The organism is Methanothermus sociabilis (assembly GCF_055392295.1).
This window is the reverse complement of record NZ_AP042467.1, coordinates 262,462-276,992: the sequence shown is the minus strand read 5'-3', so window position 1 is coordinate 276,992 and position 14,531 is coordinate 262,462. Positions and strand designations below refer to the sequence as shown.

The following is a 14,531-nucleotide window of genomic DNA, read 5'->3' as shown; positions in this document are numbered from 1 at the left end:
TTTCTCACCTATCCTAATGCTAAAATTGCAGCAGCTATACTACTTAGCACCATAATCAAAATAAATATTATTGCTATTATTCTTGCCCTACTCATACACTAACCTCCTTTATAGTATTTATAAGTTTTTCGATGTCCATAAAATTATTGTAACAGTGTACTGAAGCTCTAACAGTTCCTCCATATTTTTTTGCACCTATGTGTTTGATTAGAGGTATGGCACAATGATGTCCACTTCTCACACAAATTTTACTTTTTTTGTCCAACAATCTTGCAACTTTGTTAGGATCTTTTCCTTTTACATTAAATGAAACAATTCCATGAATATTTTCAATGTCGCCATAACATATTACCTTATCAATCTCTGATAATTTACTGTACATCTCTTCTGTTAATTCCATACAATATTTTTCAATTTTTTTGATACCTATTGATTCTAAATAACTTACTGCAGAACCCAGTCCAATGATTCCAGCAATGTTTAAAGTACCAGCTTCAAATCTTGCAGGAGGTTTTTCTAATTTATATTTATTTTCTGAAACATCAATTACAGTTCCACCACCAATATTAAATGGTTCTAGCTTGTGTAGCAACTTTGAATATAAAAATCCAGTGCCTACTGGACCCAACAATCCCTTATGTCCAGGAAAAGCAACAAAATCAGCATTAATTTTTTTTACATCCACTTTTATATGTCCAATTGCCTGAGCAGCGTCTACCATATATAGAATATCGTTGTCTTTAGCAATTTTACCTATTTCTTCGATGTCTTGTACAACTCCCAACACATTTGAGATATAGCTTACAGTTATTAACTTTGTGTTTTCATCAATTTTATCTTCAATAACTGAAGGATCGACAATGCCGTTTTTCCCTGCTTTTATTACTTTAACATTTACACCTTCTTTTCGAAGCCTTAGCCATGGTAAAAAATTTGAATGATGCTCAATATTAGGCACTATAATAGTGTCGCCTTTTTTAAATTTTAAACCATTAGCAACTAAATTTATAGCCTCAGTAGTATTTTTTGTGAATACTATATTTTCAGGAGGAGAGTTTATAAAATCTCCTAATCTTTTCCTTACTTCTTCAACCTTTTCTGTAGCTTTAACTGCTAATGAGTATACACCACGTCCCACATTAGTATTGTATGTATAGAAATATTCATTCATTGCTTGTACAACACATTTTGGTGTAGGTGTTGTACTGGCGGCGTCCAAATAAACACAATGTTTTAGTAGAGGGAAATCCTCCCTAATTTTATTAATTTCCACCTTATTTAGCCTCCAGTACATATTTTCTTATTTCCTCAGCCATCTCCATAGTCTTAAGATTTCCACCAAGATCAAGAGTTACCTTTCCCTCCCTAAGGACCTCAATCAAAGCATTCTCAACCAAATCACCTTCTCTCTCAAATCCAAGATGCCTCAACATCATAACTGAGGATAGGATCATTGCAGTTGGATTTGCAATCCCTTTACCTGCAATATCTGGAGCAGATCCATGTACAGGTTCGAAAAGCGAATTTTTTTCACCTATATTTGCAGATGGTGCCAATCCAAGACCACCAACTAAACCAGCAGCCTCATCAGAAAGTATGTCCCCATATAGATTTGTTGTGACCAAAACATCAAAATCTTGTGGTTTTGTTATTAGGTAGAGGGCCATTGCATCAACATAAACATCCTCAGCTTCAATCTCTGGATATCTTTCAGCAACCTCATAAAATACTTCCCTAAACAACCCATCTGTCTTCTTAAGGACATTTGCTTTATGTACAGCAGTAACTTTTTCATTTGCAATTTTGAATGCAAACTCACAAATCCTTTCACATGCTTTCCTAGTTATAACTCTAACAGCTTCAGCTCCTTCATCTGTATATCTCTCTATTCCAGAATATAGGCACTCTGTATTCTCTCTCACTATTGTTAAGTCTATATCTTTCCTAATACATTCTATTCCAGGATAGCATTTAACTGGTCTTACATTTGCGAAGAGGTCTAGTTCTTTTCTTAATTTAACAATGACATCAGCAGCTGATTCTCCTACTGCACCAAATAAAACAGCATCAGATTTTTTTGCAAGTTTTAATGTATCCTCAGGCAATGCAGAACCTTCTTTTTTAAGACATTCATCTCCTGCTTCCCCAAATTCGTAAGTTAAAGGAAGATCTAAAGCACTTAATATATGTATGGTAGCTTCTGTAACTTCTTTACCTATTCCATCACCCGGAATTACAGCTATTTTCATCTTTCGACGCCTCTTTTCCGATCATTTCTTTTTTTCTTTTAAATATTGTATTAAGCCACCTTTCTCAATTATTTTTAACATGAATTCTGGCAACTTTTTAAATTTTATAATTTCACCATTTTCTTTTCTTATGATTCCTTCTTTTAAATCTATTTCTATAACTTCATTATTTTTAATTTTTTTAGAAACATTTGGAGCTTCTATAGCTGGAATACCTAAATTAATAGCATTTCGATAAAATATTCTTGCAAACGATTCTGCAATTACAGCACCAATACCAGCACCTTTCATTGCAAGTGGTGCATGTTCTCTTGATGATCCACATCCAAAATTTTTACCAGCGACTATGAAATCTCCTTTCTTAATTTTTTTATGGAAGTTAGGATCTATTCCTTCCATCAAATGTTTTGCTAATTTTTTTGGATCTCTTATTGTCAGATATCGTCCAGGAATTATAAGATCTGTATCTATATTGTCACCGAATTTCCAAACCCTGCCTTTCATTCTCTCACCTTTCTAAGCTTCTAGGATCAGTTATTTTTCCAGTTATAGCAGAAGCTGCAGCTACTACTGCCGATGATAAATATATTTTAGCTTTAGTACTACCTTGACGACCTTTAAAATTACGATTAGATGTGGATAAACACACTTCATTTGGTCCTAGTACACCTATATGTCCTCCAAGACATGGTCCACAACAAGGATTACATACAACTGCACCAGCTTCTAAGAATATCTTTATTAGCCCTTCATTTAAAGCTCTTTTATAAATTTCTCTTGATGCAGGTATTACAAGCATTCTTACATTGTCTGCTATTTCATGTCCTTTTATTATTTTTGCAGCATCTCTTAAATCTTTTAATCTACCATTTGTACATGAACCTAAGAATATTTGATCAATTTCAACACCTTCAACTTCAGAAACTGGCTTAACATTGTCTACATTATGCGGACAAGCAACTTGTGGTTCTAAATTTTCAACATTTATTTCCATTGTCTCAAGTGATGGAGAATCAACATCTGTTTTAAAAATTTCAAATTTTTTAGTTGTACGTTTTTTAATATAGTTTAAAGTTTTTTCATCAGGTTCAACAAGTCCTGTTTTACCACCCATCTCTATTGCCATATTACACAATACCATACGCTCGGATATACTCATATTTTTCACAACTTCTCCAGAAAATTCACATGCTTTATATGTAGCTCCATCAACTCCAACTTCACCTATTATTTTTAATATAACATCTTTTGCAGTAACATATTTGTCTAGAGAACCATTGATTTCAAATCTAAGTGTTTCGGGGACTTTAAACCATAATTTTCCTTCTGAAAAAACCATTGCCATGTCTGTAGATCCTATACCAGTAGAAAATGCACCTAATGCGCCATGAGTGCAAGTGTGTGAATCTGCACCAACTACAACTTCTCCAGGCACTATATGACCCTTCTCTGGTAAAACTTGATGACAGATACCTTCTCCTACATCGTAAAAATGTTTTATACCTTGTTCCTTTACAAATTCTCTCATTATGATGTGATTTTCAGCAGATTCTATACTTTCTGCAGGAACTTGATGATCAAACACAACCACAATTTTTTCAGGGTCCCAAACATTTTCAGCTATTTCTTTAAATCTTTCTACAGTTAGAGGACCTGTTATATCATGAACCATAGCTACATCTATATTAGCCATTACAATTTCTCCAGCTTCTACCTTATCTTTCCCAGATGCTTTAGCAAGTATTTTTTCTGCCATTGTCATGCTCATTTTTGAATCCTCCTTAAAAAAATGAATTAGGAATAATTTTTTTCTAAATAAAATAAATGTTTTTACCTAAAATTCTCTGAAGCTTGAAAACAATGTCCAAAATATTTTTAATATTGTTATTTAATTTTTCTTATTTTTTGAGAACTGTAAAATTTGTATGAACAAAAATTTGATAATAAAGTATATAATGTGAAATTTTTTTATAATATTCATTGATAAGAATTGTGATAAGATGTGGTTAGTAAAAATTGGAGGTAGTCTATTTCCAAAATATGCATTAAAATTGCTAGAATCTCTAGTAGGGAAGGATGTAATGGTTATATGTGGTGGAGGCGAACTTTCAGATAAAATACGTGAATATGATTCAAAATTAAAGTTTTCAAAAACTACGGCTCATGATGCAGCAATATTATGTATGGATATTATTGGAATGTTATTAGCGGATTTAGTTGATAAAGCAGAGGCCGTAGATAATTTAAGAGACGCTAGGAAATTATTAAAAAATAAAAGAATACCTATAATTCTTCCATCAAAAATATTACATTATTTAGATCCATTAGAACATTCTTGGAGTGTTACCTCAGATTCAATTTCCTTGTTTTTCTCACATTTATTAAATTCAAAACTTTTAATAGCAACAAATGTTGATGGTATATATACAAAAGATCCTTCATTGTATAAAGACGCAAAATTTATTAAGGAGATAAATGCAAAAAAATTGCTGTCTTTTGGTGAAACTTCTGTTGATAAATCTTTTGCAAAATTACTTCTTAAATACAAAACTACTTGTTATGTTGCCAATGGAAAATATCCAGATAGGATAGTCTCTATACTTGAAGGTAAAGGTAAAAAATGTACAATTATTAGGGGTGATTAAATGGTTAGATGCATATCATGTAAAAGAGAAATACCACTTGGAGAAAAATATGTAAAATTTGAATGCCCTCTCTGTAATGAAGAAATAGTAAGATGTGAGAAATGTAGAACATTTGGAAACGTATATAGATGTAAATGTGGGTTTGAAGGACCATAAGGAAGTGGAAAAATGGGAAAAGTATTAGCTACCATAAGATTAACACCTACAGACCCCAATGTTGATTTAAATGAAATTAAAAACAACATACAAAAGGAGTTAGGGGAAGAATTGCATGATATCAAGGAAGATCCAATAGCCTTTGGGTTAGTAGCTTTAAATGTTATGGTTGTTGTTGATGATGCAAAAGGAGGGACAGACAAAGTTGAAGAAAAGTTATCAAAAATAAAAAATGTAAGCACTGTTGAAGTAACAGACCTCAGGCGATTAGTTGAATAGGTGATTAAATTTTTGATTTATTGATTGCATGTTTTATTGGAGTATTATGTGGTGTTATAACAGGGTTAATTCCTGGTTTACATGTAAATAATGTTGGAGCATTAATTTTTGTGTTTTCTGCTTATTTTCTTAAAAATTTTTCTCCAGAAGTATTATCTGTATTTCTTCTTTCTTTATCTGTCTCACATGCTTTATTGGAATTTATTCCTTCAATGTTGCTTGGAGTTCCAAAGGAATCTACAGCACTTGTTGTACATCCAGCACATAAAATGATTTTGGGAGGATATGGGAAGAAAACTATCAGATTGGTGGCTGTTGGTGGACTTTCATCCATACTTATTCTTGCATTTCTTTTTCCACTTCTTTCCATACTTCTACCTATTCTAGAAAAAATTTTGAAACCTTATATTTGCATTATTTTAATTTTAGCATCAATTTATCTTCTTATTTCTTTAAATAGAAGTGTCAGATCAACATTGATTTCTACAATTATTTTTTTAGTTTCAGGAATTTTTGGAATATTAGTATTAAAATTACCATTTTCATCAAATGTTTTACTTACTACGATGTTTTTAGGTCTTTTTGGAGTAAGTACGATGCTTTATAGCTTAAAAGAAAATTCATACATACCTTATCAAAGCGAAATCCATAATTTTAAAGTGAATGGTAACATCATTAGAGGAATAATTTCAGGAACCTTTGCAAGTATATTTTTAGCATTTTTGCCTGGTTTTGGACCTGCACAGGGAAGTGTAATTGCACAAGAATTTTGTGGAAAAAATAAAAATGAGTATGAAAGTTTAATAACTGCCATAAGTAGTGTAAATGTATCAGATTCTTTGTTTTCGCTTTTAACTGTTTATTTAATTGGAAATGCACGCAGTGGTATTGCAGTCTATATTTCACAATTTTTGGGAGAGATAGATTTAATGAAAATATTACTTTTTATTTTCGTTGGGATTACCTCAGTTTCTCTTTCATTTTTTATCTGTATAAAAATCGGTGAATGGATGATTGAAAACATCGCAGAATTAAATTATAAATTAATGACAATTTTCATTGTTGTAATTATAACTTCTTTTGTTTATCTTTTATCATATTTTGAAAATGCCAATGTAATTCTTGTTTCTTTTTGTTATTTTACATCAATTTTTCTGGGGATTCTACCACATTCGCTAAAAATAAACAAATCTTATTTAATGGGATGTTTAATAATCCCTGCAATAGTAATGTACTTATAAATTTAAAATAAATTATGAAAAAATAATGAAGGTGTAATCAATGCTTGAAATTACTGTACATAAAATAATAGGTAAATGTCCTGTCTACAAAGAAGGAGATAAAATAATTATAGATGATCCAGAGATCGTACTTGAAAAAACAGATGCTCTTTGCACACATGCCTTATCTACAATTCTACATTACACAACTATTTTGGAGAAAAAATGGTGTCCTGTTGAATTAGGATTAACAAAAGAAGATGATCCTGATCATGCGTATATGCAATGTGTAGACCCTGGTGAACCATACACTGATGGTGGTACTGTAATATTTAAATGTCGTCGGATTGAAAAAAAGAAAAATGATTAATATTGAAATTATGTAGGTGTCAAAGCTGACAGAATTCATAGATTTGGCAAAGAAAGGAAAAAACGATTGGTGGAGATACCTCATTTCATTATTTTTCATATTATTTTTGCCTGCTTTTTTATTCATCCCAATATATATTTTGTTTTCAATCCTTGGATTAGATATTGTTTCTCCAAGAACAGGTATGGAAGGCGTATTTAGCCTTTTGGGAACCAACATTTATTATTGTTGTTTGTTATTAAGTTTTTATATCTCCTTGCGAATTTTCCATAATAGAAAGTTTAAAACTGTTGTTACAAGTCACTCAAAGTTTAGATTTAAAAGATTTTTCTCAGGGTTTTTCGCATGGTCACTTGTACTTACATTGTTTCTTTTAATCGACCTATATTTTGACCCGCATTCATATAAATTAAATTTTAAAATGCCTGAATTTTTAATGTTGTTTCTTGTTTCCTTAGCTACAACTCCAATACAGGCAGGATTTGAAGAGATATTTTTTAGAGGTTATGCACTCCAAGCAATAAACCTGATCACAAATAAACGTATTTATCCAGTTATTATAACTTCAATAATATTTGCTACTGGGCATTGGGGCAATGGAACATCATTGGTTGCAAATTTGGATATATTTATTGACACTTTGATTTATGCATTGATAGCTTCCATAATTACATTAACTGATGGAGGTTTGGAGGCTGTCATTGGAATTCATACAGCAAATAATTTATTTTCAGAAGTTATTGTAAGCAGTTCATATTATATGCCACTGCCTTCAATATTTATCAGTGCAGAATTGCCAGAACCATTATTTCAACTTTTATTTTCTCTATTGTCCTCTGCCCTACTGATATTTATCCTTTACAGAAAAAATTGGAACAAACTATCAACAACTTTACATAAACTCTTTTAACTTCTCTTTAATGGTTTTTACAACTTTATCAGTAATTTCTGGAGCAAGTCCTATGTATGTGTGAGGATCCATTAATTCTTTTACTTCTTCTGAACTTAAATATTTCTTAATTTCTGGATTTTCTTCTACAATTTTGAAAAATGGTAAGTTTTCTTTAATTGACTTAATTGCACAATCTCTGACAATTTTATATGCAGTTTGTCGCCCCATGCCATTTTCTACAAGTTTAGACACAATTCTTTCGGCCATTATCAATCCTTTTGTTAAATTAAGATTCTTTTCTATGTTTTTGTCGTTAAACTTCAAATCTTTCAAAATTTTGAATGTTAATTCAAGTATGTAATCTGTAAGTATACAAGCTTCAGGAAATATTATTCTTTCTGGAGAAGAATTTGTGAGGTCTCTTTCATGCCATAAAACATTATTTTCCAATGCAGAGGTTACATATGATCTAATGACTCTAGATAATCCGCATATTCTTTCTGCAGTAATTGGATTCATTTTGTGAGGCATTGCACTACTTCCAACTTGTTTTTCAATGTCAAATTTTTCATAGACTTCCCATATCTCAGTTCTTTGTAAATTCCTTATTTCAGTGCCTATTTTATCCAGTGTTGATGCAATATTTGCCAAAACCATTATGAATTCAGCATGATTATCTCTTTGTATAATTTGGTTTGATATTAAAACAGGTTTCAATCCTAATTTTTCAGAAACTCTTTTATTTACTTCTAATCCTTTTTTACCTAATGCTGCGAAGGTTCCAACTGCCCCTGTTATCATTCCAACACACAATCTATCTTCACAAGAGTTTAAACGTACGAGGTGTCTATACAGCTCATCTGCCCATAATGCAAATTTCATTCCATATGTAGTTGGCAAAGCATGCTGTCCATGTGTTCGTCCAATACATACTCTTTTTTTATTTTTTTGTGCCAAATCCAAAAGCAGTTTTATAAGTTTTATTATTCTTTTTCTTAACACCTTAATACTATCTTTAAAAAGTAGTGATTGTGCTGTATCCACAATATCATTTGAGGTAGCACCAAAATGAATGTATTCACCAGCATTCCCAACACATTGTTCTTCTAAGGCCTTTATCATTGCAACTACGTCATGTTTTGTGTCTTTCTCTATTTCCTTCACTCTCTCTAATTTAACGAACTTTGTGTTTGCTTTTCTTTTTATTTCTTTAGCAGCGTCTTTTGGTATTATACCTAATTCTGCTTCTGCATCTGCTAATGCTGCTTCAACTTTAAGCATCTTATCCAATTTATTTTCAGCTTCCCAAATTTTTTTCATTTCTTTTGTTCCATACCGGAATTCTATAGGATGTATCGGCATTAATTTCACCCTGAAAATCTAAGTACTATGCAAAAGATTGCAAGCAATATTGTAATAACAACTACATGCTCAGGTGTGAGTGCTGGCCCCATTTTTTCTTCTTCTTCATAATATCTAACTAAACCAGCTCCAGTAGGAGGGAGGCGCTTTTTATCTTTTTTTCCCATTTATTTCACCTCTTAAAAATTTTTGAATGACTTCTTTACATTTTAAAACTTTTTTATAATCGTTAACTTCGATTATACCATTTTTAATAAATTTTAAATATTTTAAATCAATATTGCCTTCACCAAGTGGAAGATGCTGATCTTTCTTACCATCATTATCATTTATATGGTGATAACATGCCTTAATTTTCATAAATTCTTTTAATTGTCCTGAAGTATTTGCATGTCCAATATCTATAGTGGCACAAGAATTACATTCCTCAATAAACTCCAAATACTCGTTAACATTTTTACAAAGATATATATTGCGATTTGGCATGTTTTCTATACAAAGTTTCATACCTATTTCTTCAGCATATTCCTGACATTCATGGATTGAATTTTTAGAATATTTAACAGCAAGATCTCTTAAGTGTTTATCAGGTCTCTTCACGTAGCCAGGATGTATTGTTACAGCTTTTGCATCCAATTCTGCCGCAAGTTGTATTGATTCTTTTATTTGGACTTTACTTTCATTTCTAATACCTTCATTTAAACTTGCAATATTTAAATCCACAGTAGGTGCATGGACATACAACTTGAGGTCATAGGATGAAAAAATTTCTATGATTTCATCAATTTTTTTAAGAAGATTTCTTGGCCAATAAGGTCCGTCACATAACAATTCAAGCAATTCAAATTTTGATTTTGAGAAAATTTTTAAAATTTGATTTAGAGGTTTTGGAATAAGAGCAAGAGTTGAAAAACCTAATTTCATGGTGAAAGTCACACCTTTGAAAGAAATCTCTTAAGCGTTTTTTTCAAAGTTCTAAAGCCTTCTTTATCTTTTTTAACACCATTTAATGAATCCTTTGACCAAAAACATGCGCCAAGATTAGCTCCAAATGCACCTCCACTAACAGGGATTGCTCCATTTAAAATAAAGAAAGTGTGAATTTGAAGGAGAGCTAACTCTTGCCCTCCAGATCTATCTCCTCCCACTGCAATCCCCATGCCAACTTTATTTTCTAAAAAATTAAAATTTTGAGCTCCCAAAGCTCTACATCTGTCCATGATGGCTTTTAATTGGGCACTAACTCCTCCATTGTATACAGGTGTAGCCATAATAATTCCTGATGCTTTTGGCAAAGTTTCATAAATAAACTTCATGTCATCTTCTATAATACATTTCTTATTTTTTATGCAATAGTCACAATGTCTACATGGATTTATAGTTTTTCCCCTCACTGTAAAGAATTTAACTTCATGACTTCTTTCTACAATTTCCAAAGCTTTTTTTAATACATATTCTGTTGCCTGTTTTCTTGGACTACCACATATTCCGAGTATCAATTCTATTCCTCCAAATCCTAAAAATAAAAATATAATAAATCATATAGACTCATCTTCATCAAGAGGTAATCTCATAGTGTCTGGATCTGGGGGTAATTGATCAAGAAATTCTTGTGAAGCTCTTCTTACATCCTTAGAGCCAGTGATATACCTGCCAACTACGATTATATCAGCTCCACTTTTAATTGCTTTTTGAACATTATCTGGTGTTATGCCACCAGCTACCGCAACTAATGCATTTGTTATAGATTTTATTCTTTTTATATTACCCCATTCTGTAACTTCACCTATCTTTTCACCACGTTCAGCTTTTACAGTTTCAACATCTACACTTCTATGTAGCAATACTATATCTGGTTTATATCTTAATTTTTTGAGTTTGCCTTCAATATCACTTACATTCATCATGTCCAATATTGAGTATACTCCCTGTCTCTGTGTTTCATGTATTGCTTTTTCAATTGATTCAATGCTTGCAAGACCTGAAATTGCTACTGCATCAGCTGTCTCATCAGATGCCATTTTAACTTCCAATCTTCCAACATCCAAAGTTTTAAGATCTGCTACTATAAATGCATCTTTTCTTAATTTTCTTATTTCATTAACTACATGCACACCATATTTTTTAATTAATGGCGTACCTGCTTCCAATATTAATCTTTCTCTTTTAGGTAATTCGTTTATTACTCTTTTCATTTCATTTAAATCATCCATATCCAATGCGACTTGTATATATGGAGGATTCCAAAGTTTTGGTACTTTAAAGCCCATTATAGGATGTACACTCCTATCTTTTTCTGATAATATCTTATCAATTGGTGGGTAACCTTCTATTGCTCTTCTCAATGCTAATTTGGTTGCTCCATAATTATATTGGTAGATTTTCCTATAATCCTTTGCATCTGGATGAACAAAAACACTTACAATTACAACCAATTCTTCAACTTTTTCTTTAGGTATTATACCTTCTTCTACTGCATCTGCAATGGCCCTGCCTACGGCCATTTGTGCTGGTCCAAAAATTTTATTTGCGTCATCCATGTCCCTAATAGTAACTTTAGGTATTATTAAAGTTGCGGGTTTTGTCATCAAATTTGGACGTATTACTGATAATAAAGGAACATGACCAATAGATGCATTTGTAAATCCTTTTACAAATGCATCGCCTACTTTTCCATCCTTTTTTCCGATAATTAGTTCGATGTGAGCAACTTCGTTTCCTTTTCCAATTAATGCTTCCCCTATTCTATACATTTTATCCCTCATTCCACCCCTTTTTTGCTAAAAACTCAATTAATTATGATGATAATTGACATTGTTTATTCTTCTGTGCTTAAATATTTTTCATATCCTTTTAAATCTAATAATCCGTGGCCTGAAAAGTTTATAACGATTGTTTTTTCTTCACCACTTTTTTTGCATTTTTTTGCTTCATCAATTGCTACCTTTATTGCATGACAAGTTTCAGGCGCTGGTACAATCCCTTCTGCTTTAGAAAATAATATTCCACTTTTAAAAATATCTTTCTGTTTTACAGCCCTAGCTTCCACTATTTTTTCTTTTACAAGTAAAGATAATTGTGGTGCCATTCCATGATACCTAAGACCTCCTGCATGTACAGGAGGTGGTACAAAATCATGTCCTAATGTATACATTTTAATTAGAGGAGTCATGCCAGCAGTATCACCATAATCATAACGATATTCTCCTTGAGTTAAAGTGGGGCATGCTGTTGGTTCAACAGCTATAAATTTACAATCTAACCTTTCATTTAATTTTTCCTTTACAAAAGGAAAAATTGCACCTGAAAAATTACTACCTCCGCCAGCACATCCCACAATAATATCTGGTTTTTCATCTATTTTTTCCAATTGTTTTTTCAATTCTAATCCGATTATTGTTTGATGGAGAAGCACATGATTTAATACACTTCCAAGAGAATAATATACATTGTCATTTTTCAATGCAACTTCAATTGCCTCTGAAATTGCAATTCCTAATGATCCAGGATGTTTAGGATCTTTTTTTAACATTTTCCTACCAAATTCAGTTTTCTTACTAGGTGAAGGGAAAACTTCAGCGCCATAAATCTGCATCAATATTTTTCTTAATGGTTTTTGGTGGTAAGAAACCCGTACCATAAAAACTTTACATCCAATATCCATAAGGGAACATGCAAGGGAAAGTGCTGAGCCCCACTGTCCTGCCCCAGTTTCAGTTGTTAAATATTCTGCCCCGTCTTTTTTTGCATAATATGCTTGAGCTATTGCAGTGTTTAATTTATGACTACCGGTCGGAGAAAGATCTTCCCTTTTATAATATATTTTTGCGGGCGTGTTTAGCATTTTTTCTAAATTACGGGCTCTAAATAAAGGAGTTGGCCTCCCAATCTCTCTATAAATTTCTCTAATTTTCTTAGGAATTTTTATCCATCTTTTGGTAGATGTTTCTTGTTTTAATACATGCTTAGAAAAAATCTTTGGTAAATCCTTTACTCTATCTCCTTTTGGTGGTGACAGTTGTTTAGGAAGGTCTGGCGTAATATTATACCACTTTTTTGGTAATTCTTTTTCATCTAACAATACTTTATACATATAATCACCGTCAATTGAGTAAAAATTTATTAACTTACCAATCAAATCAGAAAGTCCCTTCGTTCATCATCAATCAGATTTGGGCTTTTTCATCATTTTTATGCCACAGTACAAATACTTATTTTTACATATTTAAAAATCCAAAGAAGCCCAATAGTTAGTAGTCTCTACAAAATATAAAGACTTTTCTAGTTATTAAAAATTGATAAAAAATATAAAAAATTAATTAAAATCAGACGCTGGCGTTTTCATCATAAGTTATTCAGACAACCGCACTCTCATCATTTTAAGTCAGACCCTTCGCAGGTTCATCATCTTTTAAATTTTATTTACAATACTATAATTTCTTTACAACAATTCTTCATTTTGTAAATGAATTTTTTTGGATCCATCCCAGGAAAAAGATCTAAAATACATAAATCAAAATTTTCTTTAAGTATTTGGATTAGTTTAAGCACATCTAAATTATATATTTCAAAACCATTTTTAAATCCATTTATTTCTAAATTTTTCAATGTCATATATGTAGCAGGTGGCCAAATATCATTAAATATAACTCTTCTAGCACCCATCTTCAATGAAAAAATTCCAAGAGTACCAACCCCACATGTCGCATCTAATACTGTAAAATCAGATAAATTTTTCATGTGATTATATAGTGTGACTATTTTAGGGTCATGTTTTTTTGGTAATTCAATATGAATTTGACTTTGTTTTTTAAATAATGAAATACATCCCACAGGAGTTTCAACAATGTCACATCTTGCATCTGATCCTGACAACAATCTATAATTTCCTAGTTCTGAGATATTGCCCTTAATTACTCCTTTAACTTCAGAAACTTCATTGACAATCCTTTCAGCTGTTTCTTTTGAAATATGAGGTGATAATAAAACTAAAGATTCTTTTGGTAAATAAGGATAATGCTCAAAATAATACATGGGTGTTAATAATGGTGATCCAACATCTCTGAGGCACGCATTTTTATTTAGATCTTTTTCATCTATCATTATTTTTAATATATGTGCCATGACAGCATCTAAAGGTCTTTTGCCGCATGAACACCTTTTCCAGGAATCTGAAATTTTGTTTATGTCAACCTGTTTATTCAAAGGTATCAATTTATTTAATATAAAATCAGGACAATCTTCACAATTCTTAAATATTTTTTTATTAAGAATTTCTCTACATCTGAACATATGTTATTTTATGATACCCGTAGCTTATATTCTTTCTTGATGATAAACAAGTAGTGAAAATTTTCT

At 31.6% G+C, this 14,531-nt stretch carries 17 protein-coding genes; 6 read left to right on the top strand and 11 right to left on the bottom strand.

The window, feature by feature from the left end:
- Nucleotides 1-91: 91 nt before the first annotated feature.
- The 4 genes from ACZ5LY_RS01485 to hacA are packed head-to-tail and all read right to left on the bottom strand — an operon-like array spanning nucleotide 92 to nucleotide 4,017.
- Complete coding sequence (locus ACZ5LY_RS01485; protein WP_464577730.1) at nucleotides 92-1,273, bottom strand: aminotransferase class V-fold PLP-dependent enzyme; 1,182 nt, start codon at nucleotides 1,271-1,273, stop codon at nucleotides 92-94.
- A 1-nt stretch (nucleotide 1,274) separates the two neighbouring features.
- Nucleotides 1,275-2,249 carry an isocitrate/isopropylmalate family dehydrogenase gene (locus ACZ5LY_RS01480; RefSeq protein WP_464577729.1) on the bottom strand — a complete coding sequence of 325 codons (975 nt, stop codon included), beginning with the start codon at nucleotides 2,247-2,249 and terminating at the stop codon, nucleotides 1,275-1,277.
- Nucleotides 2,250-2,270: 21 nt separating this feature from the next.
- Nucleotides 2,271-2,753 carry a 3-isopropylmalate dehydratase small subunit gene (locus ACZ5LY_RS01475; RefSeq protein ID WP_013413661.1) on the bottom strand — a complete coding sequence of 161 codons (483 nt, stop codon included), beginning with the start codon at nucleotides 2,751-2,753 and terminating at the stop codon, nucleotides 2,271-2,273.
- 4 nt (nucleotides 2,754-2,757) lie between these two features.
- Nucleotides 2,758-4,017 carry a homoaconitase large subunit gene (gene hacA / locus ACZ5LY_RS01470; protein ID WP_464577728.1) on the bottom strand — a complete coding sequence of 420 codons (1,260 nt, stop codon included), beginning with the start codon at nucleotides 4,015-4,017 and terminating at the stop codon, nucleotides 2,758-2,760.
- Between the two features lie 232 nt (nucleotides 4,018-4,249).
- On the opposite strand from hacA, the gene ACZ5LY_RS01465 reads away from it, so the two are divergent.
- Genes ACZ5LY_RS01465 through ACZ5LY_RS01440 form a run of 6 tightly spaced genes read left to right on the top strand, consistent with a single transcriptional unit; the run spans nucleotide 4,250 to nucleotide 7,829 of the window.
- Nucleotides 4,250-4,894, top strand: coding sequence for an amino acid kinase family protein (locus ACZ5LY_RS01465; RefSeq protein WP_013413659.1), 645 nt, complete (start codon nucleotides 4,250-4,252; stop codon nucleotides 4,892-4,894).
- Nucleotides 4,895-5,050 carry a zinc finger domain-containing protein gene (locus ACZ5LY_RS01460; RefSeq protein WP_013413658.1) on the top strand — a complete coding sequence of 52 codons (156 nt, stop codon included), beginning with the start codon at nucleotides 4,895-4,897 and terminating at the stop codon, nucleotides 5,048-5,050. It abuts the gene before it with no gap.
- A gap of 12 nt (nucleotides 5,051-5,062) precedes the next feature.
- Nucleotides 5,063-5,329 carry an elongation factor 1-beta gene (locus ACZ5LY_RS01455; protein ID WP_013413657.1) on the top strand — a complete coding sequence of 89 codons (267 nt, stop codon included), beginning with the start codon at nucleotides 5,063-5,065 and terminating at the stop codon, nucleotides 5,327-5,329.
- Nucleotides 5,330-5,349: 20 nt separating this feature from the next.
- Nucleotides 5,350-6,570 (top strand): tripartite tricarboxylate transporter permease, encoded by a 1,221-nt coding sequence (locus tag ACZ5LY_RS01450; protein ID WP_464577727.1) that lies wholly within the window; start codon nucleotides 5,350-5,352, stop codon nucleotides 6,568-6,570.
- Nucleotides 6,571-6,610: 40 nt separating this feature from the next.
- A complete protein-coding gene (locus tag ACZ5LY_RS01445) occupies nucleotides 6,611-6,919 on the top strand; it encodes a TIGR04076 family protein (RefSeq protein ID WP_013413655.1) in 309 nt (102 codons plus the stop codon).
- 16 nt (nucleotides 6,920-6,935) lie between these two features.
- Nucleotides 6,936-7,829 (top strand): CPBP family intramembrane glutamic endopeptidase, encoded by an 894-nt coding sequence (locus ACZ5LY_RS01440; RefSeq protein ID WP_464577726.1) that lies wholly within the window; start codon nucleotides 6,936-6,938, stop codon nucleotides 7,827-7,829.
- On the opposite strand, the gene purB is transcribed toward ACZ5LY_RS01440, so the two are convergent.
- The 7 genes from purB to ACZ5LY_RS01405 form a co-directional block, all read right to left on the bottom strand.
- Nucleotides 7,812-9,173, bottom strand: coding sequence for an adenylosuccinate lyase (gene purB / locus ACZ5LY_RS01435; RefSeq protein ID WP_464577725.1), 1,362 nt, complete (start codon nucleotides 9,171-9,173; stop codon nucleotides 7,812-7,814). The two genes, ACZ5LY_RS01440 and purB, sit on opposite strands and share 18 nt — an antisense overlap.
- A gap of 5 nt (nucleotides 9,174-9,178) precedes the next feature.
- Nucleotides 9,179-9,340, bottom strand: coding sequence for a preprotein translocase subunit Sec61beta (locus tag ACZ5LY_RS01430; RefSeq protein ID WP_013413652.1), 162 nt, complete (start codon nucleotides 9,338-9,340; stop codon nucleotides 9,179-9,181).
- Nucleotides 9,324-10,097 (bottom strand): sugar phosphate isomerase/epimerase family protein, encoded by a 774-nt coding sequence (locus ACZ5LY_RS01425; RefSeq protein WP_013413651.1) that lies wholly within the window; start codon nucleotides 10,095-10,097, stop codon nucleotides 9,324-9,326. Before ACZ5LY_RS01425 ends, ACZ5LY_RS01430 begins: the two co-directional genes overlap by 17 nt.
- Nucleotides 10,098-10,105: 8 nt before the next feature.
- Nucleotides 10,106-10,672: a flavodoxin family protein gene (locus ACZ5LY_RS01420; RefSeq protein ID WP_013413650.1), complete on the bottom strand. Its 567-nt coding sequence runs from the start codon at nucleotides 10,670-10,672 to the stop codon at nucleotides 10,106-10,108.
- 39 nt (nucleotides 10,673-10,711) lie between these two features.
- Nucleotides 10,712-11,926: a bifunctional 5,6,7,8-tetrahydromethanopterin hydro-lyase/3-hexulose-6-phosphate synthase gene (locus ACZ5LY_RS01415; RefSeq protein WP_464577724.1), complete on the bottom strand. Its 1,215-nt coding sequence runs from the start codon at nucleotides 11,924-11,926 to the stop codon at nucleotides 10,712-10,714.
- A 65-nt stretch (nucleotides 11,927-11,991) separates the two neighbouring features.
- Nucleotides 11,992-13,266 (bottom strand): TrpB-like pyridoxal phosphate-dependent enzyme, encoded by a 1,275-nt coding sequence (locus ACZ5LY_RS01410; protein ID WP_464577723.1) that lies wholly within the window; start codon nucleotides 13,264-13,266, stop codon nucleotides 11,992-11,994.
- A gap of 329 nt (nucleotides 13,267-13,595) precedes the next feature.
- Complete coding sequence (locus tag ACZ5LY_RS01405) at nucleotides 13,596-14,465, bottom strand: 50S ribosomal protein L11 methyltransferase (protein ID WP_013413647.1); 870 nt, start codon at nucleotides 14,463-14,465, stop codon at nucleotides 13,596-13,598.
- Nucleotides 14,466-14,531: the final 66 nt, after the last annotated feature.

Bases quoted from the DNA above. Each gene is read 5' to 3' on its own strand.
- ACZ5LY_RS01480 (WP_464577729.1), bottom strand. From the start codon at position 2,249: ATGAAAATAGCTGTAATTCCGGGTGATGGAATAGGTAAAGAAGTTACA.
- ACZ5LY_RS01475 (WP_013413661.1), bottom strand. From the start codon at position 2,753: ATGAAAGGCAGGGTTTGGAAATTCGGTGACAATATAGATACAGATCTT.
- hacA (WP_464577728.1), bottom strand. From the start codon at position 4,017: ATGAGCATGACAATGGCAGAAAAAATACTTGCTAAAGCATCTGGGAAA.
- ACZ5LY_RS01465 (WP_013413659.1), top strand. From the start codon at position 4,250: ATGTGGTTAGTAAAAATTGGAGGTAGTCTATTTCCAAAATATGCATTA.
- ACZ5LY_RS01460 (WP_013413658.1), top strand. From the start codon at position 4,895: ATGGTTAGATGCATATCATGTAAAAGAGAAATACCACTTGGAGAAAAA.
- ACZ5LY_RS01455 (WP_013413657.1), top strand. From the start codon at position 5,063: ATGGGAAAAGTATTAGCTACCATAAGATTAACACCTACAGACCCCAAT.
- ACZ5LY_RS01445 (WP_013413655.1), top strand. From the start codon at position 6,611: ATGCTTGAAATTACTGTACATAAAATAATAGGTAAATGTCCTGTCTAC.
- purB (WP_464577725.1), bottom strand. From the start codon at position 9,173: ATGCCGATACATCCTATAGAATTCCGGTATGGAACAAAAGAAATGAAA.
- ACZ5LY_RS01430 (WP_013413652.1), bottom strand. From the start codon at position 9,340: ATGGGAAAAAAAGATAAAAAGCGCCTCCCTCCTACTGGAGCTGGTTTA.
- ACZ5LY_RS01425 (WP_013413651.1), bottom strand. From the start codon at position 10,097: ATGAAATTAGGTTTTTCAACTCTTGCTCTTATTCCAAAACCTCTAAAT.
- ACZ5LY_RS01415 (WP_464577724.1), bottom strand. From the start codon at position 11,926: ATGTATAGAATAGGGGAAGCATTAATTGGAAAAGGAAACGAAGTTGCT.
- ACZ5LY_RS01410 (WP_464577723.1), bottom strand. From the start codon at position 13,266: ATGTATAAAGTATTGTTAGATGAAAAAGAATTACCAAAAAAGTGGTAT.
- ACZ5LY_RS01405 (WP_013413647.1), bottom strand. From the start codon at position 14,465: ATGTTCAGATGTAGAGAAATTCTTAATAAAAAAATATTTAAGAATTGT.